Annotated in this window: 15 protein-coding genes; all 15 read left to right on the top strand. The window is 47.3% G+C overall.

Annotated features, from left to right (window positions below; translation table 11 throughout):
- The first annotated feature begins 16 nt into the window (after positions 1-16).
- The 15 genes from EKM70_RS06795 (at position 17) to alsE (ending at position 16,397) form a co-directional block, all read left to right on the top strand.
- A complete protein-coding gene (locus tag EKM70_RS06795) occupies positions 17-256 on the top strand; it encodes a hypothetical protein (RefSeq protein ID WP_125546421.1) in 240 nt (79 codons plus the stop codon).
- A gap of 164 nt (positions 257-420) precedes the next feature.
- Positions 421-2,427 (top strand): transketolase, encoded by a 2,007-nt coding sequence (tkt, locus tag EKM70_RS06790; protein WP_125546419.1) that lies wholly within the window; start codon positions 421-423, stop codon positions 2,425-2,427.
- Between the two features lie 59 nt (positions 2,428-2,486).
- Complete coding sequence (locus EKM70_RS06785; RefSeq protein WP_125546417.1) at positions 2,487-2,936, top strand: PTS sugar transporter subunit IIA; 450 nt, start codon at positions 2,487-2,489, stop codon at positions 2,934-2,936.
- A 428-nt stretch (positions 2,937-3,364) separates the two neighbouring features.
- Positions 3,365-3,814, top strand: a complete 450-nt coding sequence (locus tag EKM70_RS06780) for a PTS sugar transporter subunit IIA (protein ID WP_125546415.1) — start codon at positions 3,365-3,367, stop codon at positions 3,812-3,814.
- On the top strand, positions 3,814-4,113 hold the full coding sequence (locus EKM70_RS06775) for a PTS sugar transporter subunit IIB (RefSeq protein ID WP_125546413.1): 300 nt from the start codon (positions 3,814-3,816) through the stop codon (positions 4,111-4,113). Before EKM70_RS06780 ends, EKM70_RS06775 begins: the two co-directional genes overlap by 1 nt.
- A gap of 33 nt (positions 4,114-4,146) precedes the next feature.
- The gene (locus EKM70_RS06770) at positions 4,147-5,511 is read left to right on the top strand and encodes a PTS ascorbate transporter subunit IIC (protein ID WP_125546411.1); all 1,365 of its coding nucleotides are present in this window, start codon (positions 4,147-4,149) and stop codon (positions 5,509-5,511) included.
- 53 nt (positions 5,512-5,564) lie between these two features.
- Positions 5,565-7,589, top strand: a complete 2,025-nt coding sequence (gene tkt / locus EKM70_RS06765) for a transketolase (protein ID WP_125546409.1) — start codon at positions 5,565-5,567, stop codon at positions 7,587-7,589.
- 21 nt (positions 7,590-7,610) lie between these two features.
- Entirely contained in the window at positions 7,611-9,335 is a 1,725-nt protein-coding gene (gene ptsP, locus EKM70_RS06760) for a phosphoenolpyruvate--protein phosphotransferase (protein WP_125546407.1), read from the top strand.
- A 253-nt stretch (positions 9,336-9,588) separates the two neighbouring features.
- The gene (locus EKM70_RS06755) at positions 9,589-11,646 is read left to right on the top strand and encodes a BglG family transcription antiterminator (protein WP_125546405.1); all 2,058 of its coding nucleotides are present in this window, start codon (positions 9,589-9,591) and stop codon (positions 11,644-11,646) included.
- 194 nt (positions 11,647-11,840) lie between these two features.
- Positions 11,841-13,337 carry a BglG family transcription antiterminator gene (locus EKM70_RS06750; RefSeq protein ID WP_125546403.1) on the top strand — a complete coding sequence of 499 codons (1,497 nt, stop codon included), beginning with the start codon at positions 11,841-11,843 and terminating at the stop codon, positions 13,335-13,337.
- Positions 13,334-13,765, top strand: coding sequence for a PTS sugar transporter subunit IIA (locus EKM70_RS06745; protein WP_125546401.1), 432 nt, complete (start codon positions 13,334-13,336; stop codon positions 13,763-13,765). Before EKM70_RS06750 ends, EKM70_RS06745 begins: the two co-directional genes overlap by 4 nt.
- 14 nt (positions 13,766-13,779) lie before the next feature.
- A complete protein-coding gene (locus EKM70_RS06740) occupies positions 13,780-14,232 on the top strand; it encodes a PTS sugar transporter subunit IIA (RefSeq protein ID WP_125546399.1) in 453 nt (150 codons plus the stop codon).
- 16 nt (positions 14,233-14,248) lie between these two features.
- Positions 14,249-14,572: a PTS fructose transporter subunit IIB gene (locus tag EKM70_RS06735; RefSeq protein ID WP_125546397.1), complete on the top strand. Its 324-nt coding sequence runs from the start codon at positions 14,249-14,251 to the stop codon at positions 14,570-14,572.
- Between the two features lie 18 nt (positions 14,573-14,590).
- Positions 14,591-15,694: a PTS fructose transporter subunit IIC gene (locus EKM70_RS06730; RefSeq protein WP_125546395.1), complete on the top strand. Its 1,104-nt coding sequence runs from the start codon at positions 14,591-14,593 to the stop codon at positions 15,692-15,694.
- Complete coding sequence (gene alsE, locus EKM70_RS06725) at positions 15,675-16,397, top strand: D-allulose 6-phosphate 3-epimerase (protein ID WP_125546394.1); 723 nt, start codon at positions 15,675-15,677, stop codon at positions 16,395-16,397. Before EKM70_RS06730 ends, alsE begins: the two co-directional genes overlap by 20 nt.
- Positions 16,398-16,476: the final 79 nt, after the last annotated feature.

Here is a 16,476-nt window from a genome sequence, read left to right as displayed (position 1 = left end):
AAAGGAATGATGACTGATGAAGCAAACAAATACAAGTAATCATGGTGTCGGCAAGTTCATTCGCGGGTTAATTATCACCGTCTGCACGCTGTTTATCCTCTACCTCATAATTGGGTTCTTCGGGTTAACCGCGGCACAGAAGACCACCGGGTTCATGTTTAGTTGGATTGGGATGTTCTTCGTCAGTGTCTATATCATCGTTCGTTGTATCTACCCGAGAGCGAGATTTTCAAACCTCTTTCGAGGGAAGCCATAAGCATAACAAAGAAGCCTTCCTTAACGGGAAGACTTCTTGGCATTAATAAACGAATACGGTTTTCTGCTAAAAACAGTATAGGTTATTTCTGCCGTTAATGCAAGCGCTTTCAATTACCGATTATTAGGCTCTTTTAGGTCGCCAATGAAAACGGAGGAAGATCAATGATTAACGCAGAAGATATTTCGACTAAAAAATTTGATGAAACAGACGAACTAGCGGTTAACACCCTGAGAATGCTGAGTGTCGATATGATTCAAAAGGCCACGTCTGGCCACCCAGGCATCTGTTTGGATGCGGCGCCCATGGCTTATGTGCTGTGGAATTACCAAATGAACGTCGATCCTAAGCATCCCGACTGGATTAACCGTGACCGGTTTGTCCTGTCAGCAGGGCATGGGTCGGCCCTGCTTTACAGCCTCTTACACCTGAGTGGGTATGATTTACCAATGAGTGAATTAAAGCAGTTCCGGCAACTCGGATCGAAGACGCCTGGCCACCCAGAGTTTGGGAAGACCGTTGGTGTTGATGCGACGACGGGGCCTTTAGGTCAAGGGATCAGTATGGCCGTCGGGATGGCGATCGCTGAAAAGCATATGGCTGCCGTCTACAACCGTAACTATCGCTTGATTGATCACTACACCTACTCCATCGTTGGTGATGGGGACTTGATGGAAGGGATCAGTCAGGAAGCCATCAACATTGCCGGGAAAGAGAAGCTGGGTAAGCTGATTGTGCTCTATGACTCAAATGACGTGACGTTGGATGGGCCACTGAACAATGAATCCGTGGAAAATGCTGGGCAACGGGTTCAGGCCGCTGGTTGGGACTATCTCTCAGTGTCTAACGGGGAAGACTTAGCCGCCATTAACGAAGCTATCGATCAAGCAAAGAAGACCGACAAGCCAACGTTAATTGAAGTTAAGACGGTGATCGGCTATGGTTCGCCACAGGCCGGCACTAACAAAGTCCACGGGTCTGCATTGGGTGATGAAAACATTGCTGCTACCCGGAAGGCACTACACTATACCGATGCGCCATTTGAAATTGAAAATGCGGTCTACGAACAGTTCCAGAAAAACCTGCAGAGTCGTGGAATTCAAGCCTACAATGACTGGGAAGCAGACTACCGTGACTTCAGTGACAAGGATGCCTTGGCTAAAGACTTCTCTGCTGACCCACGTGAAAAGCTCAATCTAGATCAGGTCACCTCATCTTACAAGGTGGGCGATGAGATTGCGACCCGAGTTGCCAGCTCGGATATTTTGCAACAGATCAGTGACCACAACCTTAATTTCTGGGGCGGGGCAGCTGACTTGTCTTCAAGCAATAAAACACAATTAGCAGATAGCGGACGCTTCTCGCCACTAAACCCACAGAACAAGAATATTTGGTTTGGGGTTCGTGAATTTGGGATGGCCGCTGCACTGAACGGGATTGCCTTGCATGGGGGTAGTCGGGTCTTTGGGAGTACGTTCTTTACCTTCTCCGACTACATGAAGTCGGCTGTGCGCTCGTCAGCGTTACAGAGCTTACCAGTGACCTATGTCTTTACTCACGATTCAATTGCCGTTGGGGAAGATGGGCCAACCCACGAACCCGTGGAACAGCTGGCAGCCTTACGGTCGATGCCCAATGTTAATGTTATTCGGCCAGCCGATGCCAATGAAGTTCTGAGTGCTTGGAAGTTCATTGCTGAAGAAACTCAGGCGCCAAGTGTCCTGGTTCTTTCGCGGCAAAAGTTGCCGGTGCTGAAGGAAACGGTTGATGCTGATGTTTCCAAAGGGGCTTACGTGCTTTCACCGGCTAAGACCAGTAATCCAGATGCCATTCTGATTGCGACTGGGTCTGAAGTGCCATTGGCTTTAGCTGCTAAGGAAGCCTTGACTAAGCGTTCTTACGACATCTCGGTTGTTTCAATGCCAAGTATGGAACTCTTTGATAAGCAGTCTAAGGATTATCGTGAATCCGTCTTGCCAAGTGACATCAAGCGGCGGATCTCCATTGAGGCTGAAAGTACGTTTGGCTGGGGCAAGTATGTTGGCTTAGACGGGACCAGTGTTGGAATCGATACCTTCGGTGCCAGCGGCAATGGTCCGGCCGTTCAGAAGCACTTTGGCTTTACGGTAGATAATATTGTTAAGCACTTTGAAATGTTATGGAATAAGTAAGTTTGTCTCAGCTGGTTTCTAAATCTCTTGGAGGTTTTGAACTAGAAAGGACGGTAGGCATGGACTTAATGAGTACGATTAATCCAAATAATATTTCACTACATCTTGAATGTTCCGATCGCGAGGCAGTTCTGCAGGAAATGACACACTGGTTGTTGCAATCACAAGCCATTACGAATGAAGCAGACTTTCTGGATGATGTTGAATATCGTGAAATGTTGGGAATGACCGGAATTGGCAATGAGGTGGCCGTTCCCCATGGAAGCCAGGCAGTTGCCTATCCTACCGTAGCCATTGCGACTCTCCAAACACCAATTGCTTGGAAGAGTATTGATGACGCCCCCGTTCGATTAGTTCTGTTATTTGCGGAACCTGACGAGCTGGCGTCTGATCAGGGCCACAGCACCCTACTAACTAAGATGATCCAGAAACTCAGCAATGATGAGACTTTGTACGCCGTAAAGCAAGCGACGACGGTCGATGAAATTGTAAATCTTTTGAAGGAATAGGTCGGGGATTAGTTGAACTAGACTGAGCCTTCGCTATAGATAATCAGTAGCGTAAAACAGAGAGACTGTCGTGTTTGTTGCAGGCTCTCTGTTTTACACTACTTTTGATCTGACTTGATCTGACTTGATCTGGCGAGGTTGGCCACCTTAACTTCTGTCCATTGTTATGGACGAAAAACAGGTAGTTCTGTATATTCGATGGGTTTATGATTAAATTACGATGAATTCGCAAACAACATTTCTCATTATAAACCGCCTAGTGGCAAGGGTTTATTGATTAACAGCTAATTAATTTAGCCAGTCGTATAATGCAGAAAAAGGTATAAAGGTTCACTTTCTGCACTCTATAAGAGTGCATTGACTGCACTTGGAACCGCTTCCAGAACAAGTTAAGGTGTAGTTGTCTTTAGAAGCGGAGGTTGATTAGAATGTTAGAAACTTTATTGACGCCCCAGACTGTCCAGGTAAGACAGGCTGGTCACCTAGATTGGAAGGAGGCAATTAAGCAGGCAGCAGCGCCGTTGTTAACTACAGGGAAGGTTGAACAATCGTACGTTGATGCCATGATTAATGTTGTCGAAAAGAACGGTCCATTTATCAATATCGGACCCCACATTGCTTTAGCACATGCTCGTCCCGAGAATGGTGTGAATGAAATGTCGATGGCACTCATGAAAGTTGATCCAGCGATCGACTTGGTTAGTGCCGACCATCCCATTACATTATTCTTCGTTCTGGCTGCTAGTGATAACACCAAACATTTGGAAGCGCTACAAGAATTAGTAATGAAGCTTCAAGATGCGGATAGTTTCGCCAGAATGGAAAAAGCAACAACTGTCGAAGAGTTGGTTAATGAATTCAGAGGAGTGGAAAAATAATGAAAATCGCAGCAGTTTGCCAATCAGGTTTAGGTTCCAGTTTCATGATTCAAATGAACATCGACGCTGTTCTCAAAGCAGAAAACGTCGACACGGATAACATTGAAGTTACCCACTTTGATACTGGTAGCATGAACGTTAATGCCGCTGATTACTTCTTCTTAGGGAACGACTTGGCTGAACAAGCTTCAGACATGCCCAAAGAAAAGGTCTTTGTCTTAAAGAGCATCATCGACAAGGATGAATTACAAGAAAAGCTCAATGTCTTATTAGACAGAGAAGGCATCAAGCACGACTAGTGTTTTTAACGTTAGATTGGAGGAATAGCAATTATGCAAGCAGTTATTAATTTTATTGTTTCTATCGTTAGTACACCTGCCATCCTAGTTGGGTTGATTGCATGTCTAGGGTTGGCACTTCAAAAGAAGCCAGGAACTAAGATTATGGAAGGGACTGTTAAGACCTTCGTTGGGTTCTTGGTCCTGACCGGTGGTGCCGGTATCTTATCAAATTCATTGGCACCATTCGCTTCTATGTTTAAGTTCGCCTTACACGTTCAAGGGGTTGTTCCTTCTAACGAAGCCGTTGTGGCCATTGCGTTACAACAGTATGGGACCACGACCGCTTTGATCATGTTCGTTGGGATGATTGTCAACGTTCTGTTGGCACGTTTCACGAAGTTCAAGTACATCTTCTTAACGGGTCAAGCAATGCTTTATGTTTCTTGTTTAACTGCCGTTATCCTGATTTCTACTGGGATGAAGGCCGGTGCAACCACGATTCTCTTAGGTGGGTTGTTTGAAGGGACTTTGTTAACTGTTACGCCAGCATTGTGTCAACCATTTATGCGTAAGATTACTGGTGGTGACGCCGTTGCCATGGGGCACACGGGTAACATTGGTTATGCAACTGCCGGTTTGATGGGTAAGTGGTTCGGTAACTCCAAGAAGTCTACTGAAGACATCAATGTTCCTAAGGGCTTAAGCTTCTTACGGGACTCAACCGTTTCTATTACATTGGTTATGGCTATTGTTTACTTAGTATTAGCTTTAGTTTCAGGTCCACATTTCGTTGAAACGAAGTTGAGCTCAGGCACTAACTACTTAATTTACGCATTGACTCAAGCCGGGACTTTCGCCGCTGGTTTCTACGTTGTTTTAGCCGGTGTTCGGATGATCTTAGGTGAAATTGTGCCAGCCTTCCAAGGGATCGCAACGAAGTTGGTTCCAAATGCCAAGCCAGCCTTGGATGTTCCTATCATCTTCCCATACGCACCTAACGCTTTGCTGATTGGTTTCTTCGTCAGCTTTATCGTCGGGACTTTGAGTATGTTCGGGATGATCGCTATGGGGTCAACCGTTATTATCCCTGGTGTTGTTGGTCACTTCTTCTGTGGGGGTGCCGCTGGGATTTACGGGAACGCTACCGGTGGACGTCGTGGGGCCATCATTGGTTCTGCCGTTAACAGTTTGTTGATTAGTTGGTTACCATTATTGATTCTGCCTGTTCTGGGTGGTTTGAAGATGGCTGCTTCAACTTTCGCCGATACCGACTACTTGGTACCAGGTATCTTACTTGGTAACTTGGGTCACTACGGTGAAGCTGCTGTTATCGCCGGTATCATCGGCTTTACAATTGTTGTTATTATTTGGTCTTTCTTCCTCAAGAGCAACAAGAAGGCTAAGGCCGAAGGTTAAATCTAGAGAATCATTTTTTAAAATTTTAGTCCAAGGATAAGGAGTAATCGTTAATGACAAAGACAGGCGTAAGCGAAGTCCAAGCGAACTTCACAGAGAAAGACGAATTAGCTGTTAATACTTTAAGAATGTTAAGTGTGGATATGATTGAAAAGGCTAAGTCAGGGCACCCAGGCTTGTGTTTAGATGCTGCTCCAATGGCTTATGTTTTATGGAATTACCACATGACGACTGATCCTAAGCGTCCTAACTGGATCAACCGTGACCGGTTTGTTCTTTCAGCTGGTCATGGGTCAGCCTTACTTTACAGCTTACTTCACATGAGTGGGTATGCGGTTAAGATGGATGACTTAAAGCAATTTCGGCAGATGGGTTCATTAACGCCAGGACATCCTGAATATGGTCACACCCCAGGTGTTGACGCAACGACTGGGCCACTGGGCCAAGGGATCGGAATGGCTGTCGGGATGGCCTTAGCTGAAAAGCATTTAGCAGCTAAGTACAACACGGCAGATTACGACTTAATCGATCACTGGACGTATTCAATCGTTGGTGATGGGGACTTGATGGAAGGTATCAGTCAAGAAGCCATCAACATCGCTGGTAAAGAAAAACTGAACAAGTTAATCGTGCTCTACGATTCAAATGACATTACGTTGGATGGACCGTTGGCTAATGGTTCTGTGGAAACGCAAAGCTACCGCTTCAAGGGTGCTGGCTGGAACTATCTCTTCGTCGAAGACGGGGAAGACTTAGCAGCCATCAACAACGCCATCAACGAAGCTAAGCGTTCAGCACAACCAACGATCATTGAAGTTAAGACCGAAATTGGTCATGGTTCACCAGAAGCCGGGACGAACAAAGTTCACGGTTCCGCTCTAGGTGCCGAAAACGTCAAAAAGACGAAGGAATTCTATCACTGGAGTCAGACCCCATTCTCCGTTTCTGAAGACGCTTATGCCCAGTTCAAGCAGGGTATTGAAGAACGTGGGACGTCCGCTCATCATGACTGGACAGAACTCTACACGAATTACCAACGTAACGAACCTAAGTTGGCTGCTGACTTTACGCCTGAAGTAGGGCCTAAGTTGGATATGAGCCAAGTTAAGTTGAGCGATGAGACGATTGGTAAGGAAGTTGCCACTCGTGTCAGCAACTCAGAATTGATGCAACAAATCTCCAAGTACAATCCGAACTTCTGGGGTGGTGCTGCCGACTTGTTCTCAAGTAACAAGACCCAGTTGAAGAACGAAGGTCGCTTTAACCCTGACGAACCAGCCAACGATAATGTTTGGTTTGGTGTTCGTGAATTCGGTGAAGCCACTGCCTTGAACGGGATGACTTTACATGGTGGTTCTCGTGTATACGGGTCAACCTTCTTCACCTTCTCCGACTACATGAAGGCTGCTATTCGTTTAGCTGCCTTACAAGGACTCCCAGTTACCTTCATCTTCACGCATGATACGATTGCCGTTGGTGAAGATGGCCCAACTCATGAACCAATCGAACAATTGGCTGGTTTACGGGCTATTCCAAATGTGAATGTCATTCGTCCTGCCGATGCTCACGAAATGTTAGGGGCATGGCAAACGATTGCCAACACTACCGACAAGCCAACGGTTCTGGTTCTTTCTCGTCAAGGGTTACCTCTGCTGGAACAAACACGTCCAGAAGACGTTGCTCGTGGGGGCTACGTGGTTTCGCCAGCTAAGAACGAAGACTCAGATGGTATTTTGATGGCCACTGGTTCCGAAGTTCAATTAGCATTGAAGGCCCAAACCGCCTTACGGGAAAAGCAATACGATGTTTCCGTGGTTTCCATTCCAAGTGTCGAACTCTTCGACCAACAGAGTGAAGACTACAAGAACTCTGTCTTGCCACCAAAGGTTGACAAGCGGATCTCGATTGAAATGGACAGTACCTTTGGCTGGGGTAAGTACACCGGCTTAAAGGGTGCCAACATTGGGATCGATACCTTCGGATTGAGTGGTAAGGGTCCAGACATCATTGAACACTTCGGCTTTAATGCGGAAACTATTGTTAAGAAGTACGAAGAATTGTGGAAGAAGTCGGAATAAGCATTTGAGGTGAAGGCAGACATGTCAAAGAGAATTACAGGTATTGCAGCAAGTGATGGGATTGGGATCGCCAAGGCTTATCGCCTGGTTGACCCAGACCTGAGCTTTGAGAAAAAGTCAGTGACGGATGTGGACGCCGAAATCAAGCGTCTGACTCAAGCCATGAGTGACTCGACGGATGACTTGAAGGTTATTCGCGACAAGGCAGCGCAGAACCTCGGCGAGAGTGAAGCCGAAGTTTTCGATGCCCACATGACGATTCTGGCCGATCCTGAAATGACTGGTCAAATTGAACAGCTCATTAAGGATCAAAAGATCAACGCTGAAGAGGCTTTGAAAGAGGTCACGGACCAATTCATTACCATCTTCGAAGGCATGACGGATAACAAGTACATGCAAGAACGGGCAGCCGATGTTAAGGATGTCACGAAGCGTGTCTTGAGTCATTTGCTTGGGAAGGCACTGCCTAACCCAGCATTGATTAACGAACCCGTCATCGTGATCGCTCACGATTTGACACCTTCCGATACCGCCCAGATGGATACCCAGTTCGTTAAAGGTTTCCTGACGGATCTCGGTGGTCGGACGAGTCACTCAGCTATCATGTCACGGACCTTGGAAGTCCCAGCGGTGGTTGGGACTGAAAAGGCCACCCAAGAGGTTCAGGACGGGGATCTCCTCGTGTTGAATGGGTTGGATGGATTTGCTCTGGTCGCTCCCGATAAGGCTGAAGTTCAGCAGTATCAGGAACAGGCTAAGCACTACGCTCAGGAGCGTGCCGAATGGCGGAAATTGAAGGATGCGGCGTCTGTTTCTAAAGATGGCAAGCATTTCGAAGTTGCCGCTAACATCGGAACTCCAGACGACATCAGCGCTGTGGTTGATGCCGGGGCCGAAGCAGTTGGACTGTTCCGGACGGAATTTCTTTACATGAACAGTGATAAGTTACCATCCGAAGATGACCAGTTCGAGGCTTACAAGTCCGTGGCTGAGGCCATGAAGGGTAAACCAGTGGTCATTCGGACGATGGATATTGGTGGGGATAAGCACCTCCCATACTTACCACTTCCTGAAGAAATGAACCCATTCTTGGGTTACCGGGCGATTCGAATTTCGTTGGACCGGCAAGAAATCTTCAGAACGCAGTTACGGGCATTAATCCGGGCTTCCCACTACGGTGAGATTCGGATTATGTTCCCAATGATTGCAACGCTGGATGAATTCCGCGCAGCCAAGAAGGTCTTTTCAGAAGAAAAGGCCAAGTTGGTTGCCGCTGGGGTTCCCGTGGCGGATAAGATCAAGCTGGGGATGATGGTTGAAATTCCAGCCTCTGCAGTCTTTGCGGACCAATTTGCCAAGGAAGTTGACTTCTTTAGTATTGGGACCAATGACCTGATCCAATACACCTTTGCTGCTGACCGGGGGAACGAACACGTTTCCTACCTCTACCAGCCTTACAATCCTGCCTTACTGCGGCTGATTAAGAACGTAATTGAGGCTGCTCACAAGGAAGGTAAGATTGCGGCGATGTGTGGTGAAATGGCCGGTGACAAGATTGCCGTACCGCTGTTGATGGGGATGGGTCTCGACGAATACTCGATGAGTGCTACCTCTGTCCTACGGGTTCGGAGTGAAATGAAGAATATTGACACCACTGATTGGGCTAAGGTTGTTGACGAAGCCGTCACAACCTGCCAGACCAATGAAGAGGTCAAGGCTCTCGTGGAAAAGCACCTTCAGGCTTAATCACGAGTGAAAAAGAATAATTTTCATAAAGCGTATGGTTGCCAAGTGTCTTTGGCGTCATACGTTTTGTGTTTCTTAGTTATTTTTGAACCTTTGATCGCGGCGGAACGTGATTAGGCGTGGTACAATCAATAACAATTGAGTCTTTAACAGGTCGATCAGTTGCGGGGGCCAACGCCTTGGAAATGGACTTAAATCCGATTGGGGTTTCGAAGTTGGGCGAACCCGCCACGAGAATTGAGGGGGGCAGACGATGCTAAGCATTAGTGAAAAAGGTCAAATCAACCTCTTGGTTTCCATTTTGGCCGAGGGTAAAAAATATAAAACGGTGGCTGATCTCGAGGATAAGATGAGCCTCTCCCGGCGCAGTGTATTCTACTGGTTGAAGCAGACCAACGAGGCGCTAAAGGCCCTGGGGTTGGATGATATTCAGCGACTGGCTCAGGGGGGGTACTTCCTGACGCAATCAACGCTGGATGATCTTCAAGAACACAACCAGGCCGACACACGACCCGTCTTAAATGCCGATGAGCGGCGTCAAATGATTATCTGGGCTCTCATCCAGCACAACCCGCATCTTTCACTGGTGAACCTCTCAGAGCACTTAGCGGTCTCCAAGAATACCGTCATTAAGGATTTTCGTGAGCTCACGCCTAATCTTCCCGCGGATACAGAGGTTATCAATACGAGTCACGGAAAGGCCTTGGTGGGAAGCGAAGGCGCCCAGCGGCAATGGGTCTACCAACAGCTGGCTCAGCAGAACCCGTTGATTATTCAGCAGATCCGCCAGTTACCGCATCTCCAAACGGTCACGGAACAATTGGCCCAGTTACAAGTGGAAACTGGCAATTCATACAGTGGCGATGCCGCACAGCTCCTAATCTGGTATCTCACCTGGTTGTTGGCCCGATTGCGGGACCGTGATCGCGAGCTAACCGGTGCCAGCAATTATCCGCTGGATCGGTACAGTCAGTGGTGTGAAGCCCTCTTAGCCCAATATGGTCGGGTTACCTCAGCCGAGGTTGGCAATCTCAGAAAACTCCTGCTGGCCGGTCAGTTACAACAGGTCAATGAGGACGGTCAATTCAGTAAACAACTCCTGACCACCACGAAAAAAGTGGCCCAGCGCTTCAGTTCCGTTTCTGGAATTGATCTCGTTACGGAGGCCTTTCTCGGGGCGTTAGCCACTCACCTGTACTCTACTTATTTTCGAATTAAATATAACGTTCAATACCACAATGCCAATCTGACGGATGTGAAGTTGGAATATAGTTACCTGATGAGTCTGACTAAGTACGCCCTGAAACCCTTTGAAGACTTTCTACAGTCTCCGGTTTCCAGTGATGAGTTGGCCTTGATTGCGGTGTACTTCGGTGGTGAAGTGAAACGCATTTCACCGGATTGGCTCGATTCAGAGAAGCAGCCTGACGTGATCCTCGTCTGTACCAGTGGTATCGGGACGAGTCTGATCCTGTATCAACAGCTCTCGGATCGTTATCCCGGGATCAGCTTCTCACAACCATTTAGTCTGGAAGAATTTCAGAAGATGGATTTGACGCATGGTGGGCCCAAGCTCGTTCTGACGACGGCTAAGATGACGGCAACGACAGACGTACCGGTTTTGTGGGTCCAGGCGATTCCGACTTCTAATGACTTCCAACGGCTGAGCCAGGAATTTCGTCAATTGGGGTTGTTGGATAACTCGCGGGAGACCAAGTTGGTCCATGCAATCTTGGATATCATCACGGATTACGCGCGTGTCGATGACTTCGAGGGCCTCACGGCGAGTCTGCGTGACTACTTCCAACAAGTCCAGCCGGAGACCGCGGTCACGCCTAACGATCGGCCATCTCTGGCCGATCTGCTAACCGAACCACACATTCAGCTTGTCGACGGGGCAATGGACTGGCAGGCCGCGGTGCACACCGCGATGGCACCATTGGAACGTGATGGGTCAGTTCAGACCAAGTATGCGGATCAGATTATCAAGATTACCTTAGAGAATGGGCCGTATATGATGATTAAAGAAGGTGTCATGTTGGCCCACGCGAAGCCCGAGGATGGCGTTAATCGGTTGGGCATGTCGCTACTCATCCTAAAGGAACCGACAATCCTGCAAGTCAATGGCCAATCTAAGCGACTTCAGGTTATCTTTGGTCTAGCTTCGGTGGATCGGGATGCCCACGTCCACGCCTTGAGCCAATTGTTAGCGTTACTCCAAGACGAGGGACTTTACCAGCAGCTGTTAACAGCAAATGAGTACTCAAAAATAAAAACGGTTATTGGGGAGTCCACTAGGCAGCAGGCTTAGCGGACGGCCGTCAAATTCGGACAAGTGATGTCCACCTAGGGGAAACAGTCATTAACGACTGTTCCCTTTTTTTATGACGCGAATAGTCAATGGTCAAAACGCTTTTGGCCAATGTCCAGTGCTCTGGACAATAGTTGAGAAAGCGCTTACCAGAATGGATGATATGATTATTTATGTAGAAAGGAGCATGTCAAATGGTTAAAACCGACATTAATCGTGAGTTAATGAATCTGCTCTACCAGCAAGATTCCTATGTTACGGCAAAGAAACTATCTGAAGAGTTAGAAGTTTCTCCCAAGACGGTCTACCGTGCCATCACCCATATTAACGAGAAAGTCGGTGCTCCCCAGCTGATTACCACAGCCAAGGGGAAGGGCGTTGAAATTAACCGGTCACGTTCGCTGAATGAAAGTGGCCAGTTCGTTCAACATGATCTCGCCAAGCTCTCTGAGGATACGTTGTCACCCAGCAAGCGGCGGAAGCAAGTCATGATTCGCTTACTCTATGTGTCACCACGAGCTATCGATGTTCAGTACTTATACGAACACTTTTATGTAAGCGATTCAGTGATTAGTAACGACGAAAAAATTATTAATCAGTGGCTTGACCGCTACGGGCTTCGGCTACAACGGACCAATCGGAAAGCTTCGATTCAAGGCGATGAGTTAGCAGTTCGGCAAGCTATTTCTGTGCTGACCGACCTGACTGGCATCATCGACTTCGATAATATCTTTAGCCGTTCGGAGGTCGCTTTGAATCAAGTCGACGTCAACTTCGTAATTGACTTGATTCGCGATGCCGAGAAGGACTTGGAAATCGAGATTCCTTATCCATATGACGTGAACCTCTTCTCACATATTTACATTCTAATCAACCGGTACCGTAACGTTGGTCAGAAAGGGTCCCTGCCCGCTAACCAAGTTCCCGGTACCATTACTCAGAACAAAGAATTATTACACTGTGCGGAGGTGTTGAGCCATAGAATTGAACAATATGCTCACGTTAACTTACCCCAAGCGGAAATCTCGTTTATCTACGAGTATCTAGAATCATCACGGATCACGAACCTTAGTGATCGCACAGAGGTTGTTCCCCAGCGGGCCATCCTCATTGCCGATGATTACGTCCGGCAGGTGAGTCGGCTACTGCAAATTGAGATTGACGGAAAAGCAATTTTACCCGACTTGATTAATCACGTTCGGCCGATGTTAAATCGCCTCGAGAATGGCATTCATGCCACGAATGAGTTGCTCGAACAGATTAAGCAAGAGTACCCGAGTATCTTCAATGCGGTTTGTACCGCGTCTCTGAAGATTGAGCAGGATTATGAATTACCGAAGATTCCCGTTGATGAGAGTGCCTTTATTAGTATCTACTTTGCCCGAGCCGTGGAACAGTCCGCGCGGCCGTTGCACATCTTGATTGCTTGTACGACCGGGGTGGGAACTGCCGAGTTGCTGCGGGTCAAGGTTAGCAAGAACTTACCGGAACTCGTGATTGATGATGTGGTGTCGATGCGGCAATACCAAGTCAATCGCGAACAGTATTCGGGCGTTGACTTCATCATCTCAACCGTCCCCATTCGAGACGAACAGGTGATTCCGGTCATCGTAGTGAGTGCGTTATTTAGTACTCGCGACCAGACCGCCATTAGAAAAGTTGTCACGAAACTTTCTGGGGCGACCAAATGAAAGATGGCCAAGAAACACAAGCCGTTTTGGTTAAGCGGCACTTAACCAAACAACAGCTATTCAACCGCGTTTGTCAGGCACTGGGGGACCGAGCCTTGATTACGGAACCCGAAGTTGCCGCTGCGGCATTAGAAGAGAGAGAACGATTAGCGGAAACGTTAATTACTGAGAGCGTGGCGATGCCACATTGTCAAAGTGATGTTGTCAAGCAATCTAAAATTTTGTTGGTTAATTGTAAGCGCTACCCGATCACCTGGGATGCCGCGGGCCATCAAGTTGAAGGACTTGTAATCTTACTGTTGGCAAAGGATGCACCGCAGGATCAATTACTTAGAATCACTGATTTTGTTCGCCAGTTGGCGGACAACGACGTCGCAGATTCCCTGTTTGAAACGGAACCGACGGCGGCAGACAGCATAGAGATTTGAGAGGGAGAGAAGACATGACTGTAGTAGAGGAAGCGTTAGACCCTAAAGCAATTGTCGTCAATAGTTCGGCAAGTAGTAAAGATGAAGTTTTAAAGGAATTGATTCATCAGTTGGCCTTAGCTGGCAAGGTGAGCGACGAGGCAGGTTTCTTGAAGGACGTGTACGTTCGCGAATCCGAAGGTGTGACCGGCATTGGGAATGGCGTCTCGATTCCCCATGGTCGCAGCGTGAGTGTTGCTGAACCCGCCGTCGCCATTGCCACGCTGACGACTCCCGTCGAATGGGAAAGTCTAGATGATGAGAAGATTTCCATCGTCATCTTATTCGCGGTTACCGATTCAACGGAAGGGGCGCAAGACCACCTCAAGATGTTATCTGAATTTGCCAAGAAGCTCGGGGACGACGACGTTCTCGATAGCTTGAAGACTGCACAAAGTGTTAATGAAGTCATTGCTGCGTTTGAATAAATAGGAGGACTTAATCATGAAAATTGTTGGTGTTTGTGCTTGTACCGTTGGAATTGCCCACACTTATATCGCCCAAGAAAAACTAGAAAAGGCCGCTGAAAAGGCAGGTTATGACATTCACTTGGAAACGCAAGGCACTATCGGAACGCAGAATGAATTAACCCCAGAAGACATTGCCGATGCTGACATTGCTATCTTGGCTATCGACGTCAAGATCAAGGGGATGGACCGGTTCGACAAGATTACCAAGATGACGGTGCCAACTGATATCGCCATCAAATCACCAAATAAATTGATGGAAAAGGCTGCCCAGGTTATTAAGCAACGTCAAAACGCTTAAAAAAAGAAGGTATAGATGATGAAAAGCGCATTTAAAAATTTACGGTTGAAGAATCATTTATTGACAGCGATTTCGTACTTAATCCCAGTTGTCTGTGGGGCTGGGTTCATGATTGCTATTGGGATGGCATTTGGTGGAAGCTCATCTGCTGATTTGACGAAGTCCTTCTCATTCTGGGATGCTTTATCAACCATGGGTGGTGCCGGATTAGGTGTCTTACCAATGATCATCTCCACCGGGATTGCATTCTCTATCGCTGACAAACCAGGGATTGCCCCAGGTTTAGTAATTGGTTTAGCCGCACAACAGATTGGTGCCGGTTTTATTGGTGGGTTAATCGGTGGGTTCATGGCCGGTTGGTTAGTTTTAGCCATTTTAAAGTATGTTAAGTTACCGACCTGGGCTAATGGGTTAATGCCCATGCTGATTGTGCCATTCCTGGCCTCGTTCATTGGATGCCTGATTATGATTTACATTATCGGGGGACCTATTGGTTGGCTGACAACGTGGTTGACCCACTACTTAGGGACGTTGAACAACTCATCCAAAGTCTTCTACGGCTTAATGATTGGGGTCTTAGCCAGTGTTGATTATGGTGGCCCGATTAACAAGACGGTCTTTGCCTTTGTTCTGACCATGCAAGCTTCCGGGGTTAATGAACCTATCACGGCGTTAATCCTAGTTAACATGGCAACACCTTTAGGCTTCACGGCCGCATACTTCATTGGTAAGCTGTTCCGTAAGAATATTTACAACAAGGTTGAAGTTGAAACCATCAAGACGGCGTTCCCAATGGGTATCTTCGAAATTGTTGAAGGGGTGCTTCCAATTGTCTTGAACGATATTGTTCGTTGTGTGGTTGCCACTGGTATCGGTGGTGCCGTTGGTGGGGCCATCTCCATGTACTTCAGTGCCAACAGTAAGGTGCCATTCGGTGGCTTGTTAGCCATTCCAACGATGACCAAGCCAATGGGCTTCATTATCGGATTAGTTGCGAACATCTTAGTCACTGGGACTGCATTGGCTCTTTTGAAGAAGCCGGTTCCCGTTGATGAAAAAGAAGAGGAAGAAGATACCAGTAACGAAGCTGAATTGAACATGGATGACATTCAGATTTCATAGGAGGTTAATTGAATTGAACGTAAAGTTTGCACCATCATTGATGACGATGAATTTAAAGAATTTCAATAAAGAGATTAGCTTTTTGAGTGACAAGGTTGATTCCTTCCACGTGGATATTATGGACGGTAAGTTCGTCCCGAACCTGACGTTATCGCCATGGTTTATCGAACAAGTTAAGACCGTTTCTGACACCCCAATTTCCGCGCACTTAATGGTTGAAGATCCAGCATTCTGGGTTGATGAACTAATCAAGGTTAACTGTGAAGTAATCTGCTTCCCAGCCGAACGAGCCAACGGAATTGCCTTTCGGATGATTGATAAGATTCACCGGGCTGGTTTGAAGGCCGGTGTGGTCTTGAATCCTGAAACGCAAATTTCTGAAATTCTGCCTTACATTGCTGATGTTGACAAGGTGACTATCATGACGGTTGACCCTGGCTTTGCCGGACAAAAGTTTGTGGCTTCTGCCTTGGAAAAGATCAAGCAGCTTCGTCAATTGCGTGACGAAAACGGCTATGGCTACGAAATCGAAATGGATGGTTCTTCCAACCGGAAGTCCTTCAAGCGGATTCACGATGCCGATCCTGATATTTACATCATCGGTCGGAGCGGACTCTTCGGTTTGGAAGACAATATCGAAGATTCCTGGAATGAAATGACCAAGAACTTCTACGACGCCACGGGGATTCCCGTTACTGAATAGAAATGGATATGAATTGAGAGAGAATTGAGATCATAAAGAGAGCGGTCAGAATGGGCATTAGCCCAGCTGGCGGCTCTCT

Origin of the sequence: Levilactobacillus lindianensis (assembly GCF_003946095.1) — a bacterium.
GTDB classification, from domain to species: domain Bacteria; phylum Bacillota; class Bacilli; order Lactobacillales; family Lactobacillaceae; genus Levilactobacillus; species Levilactobacillus lindianensis.
This window is presented reverse-complemented; position numbering and strand designations above follow the sequence as displayed.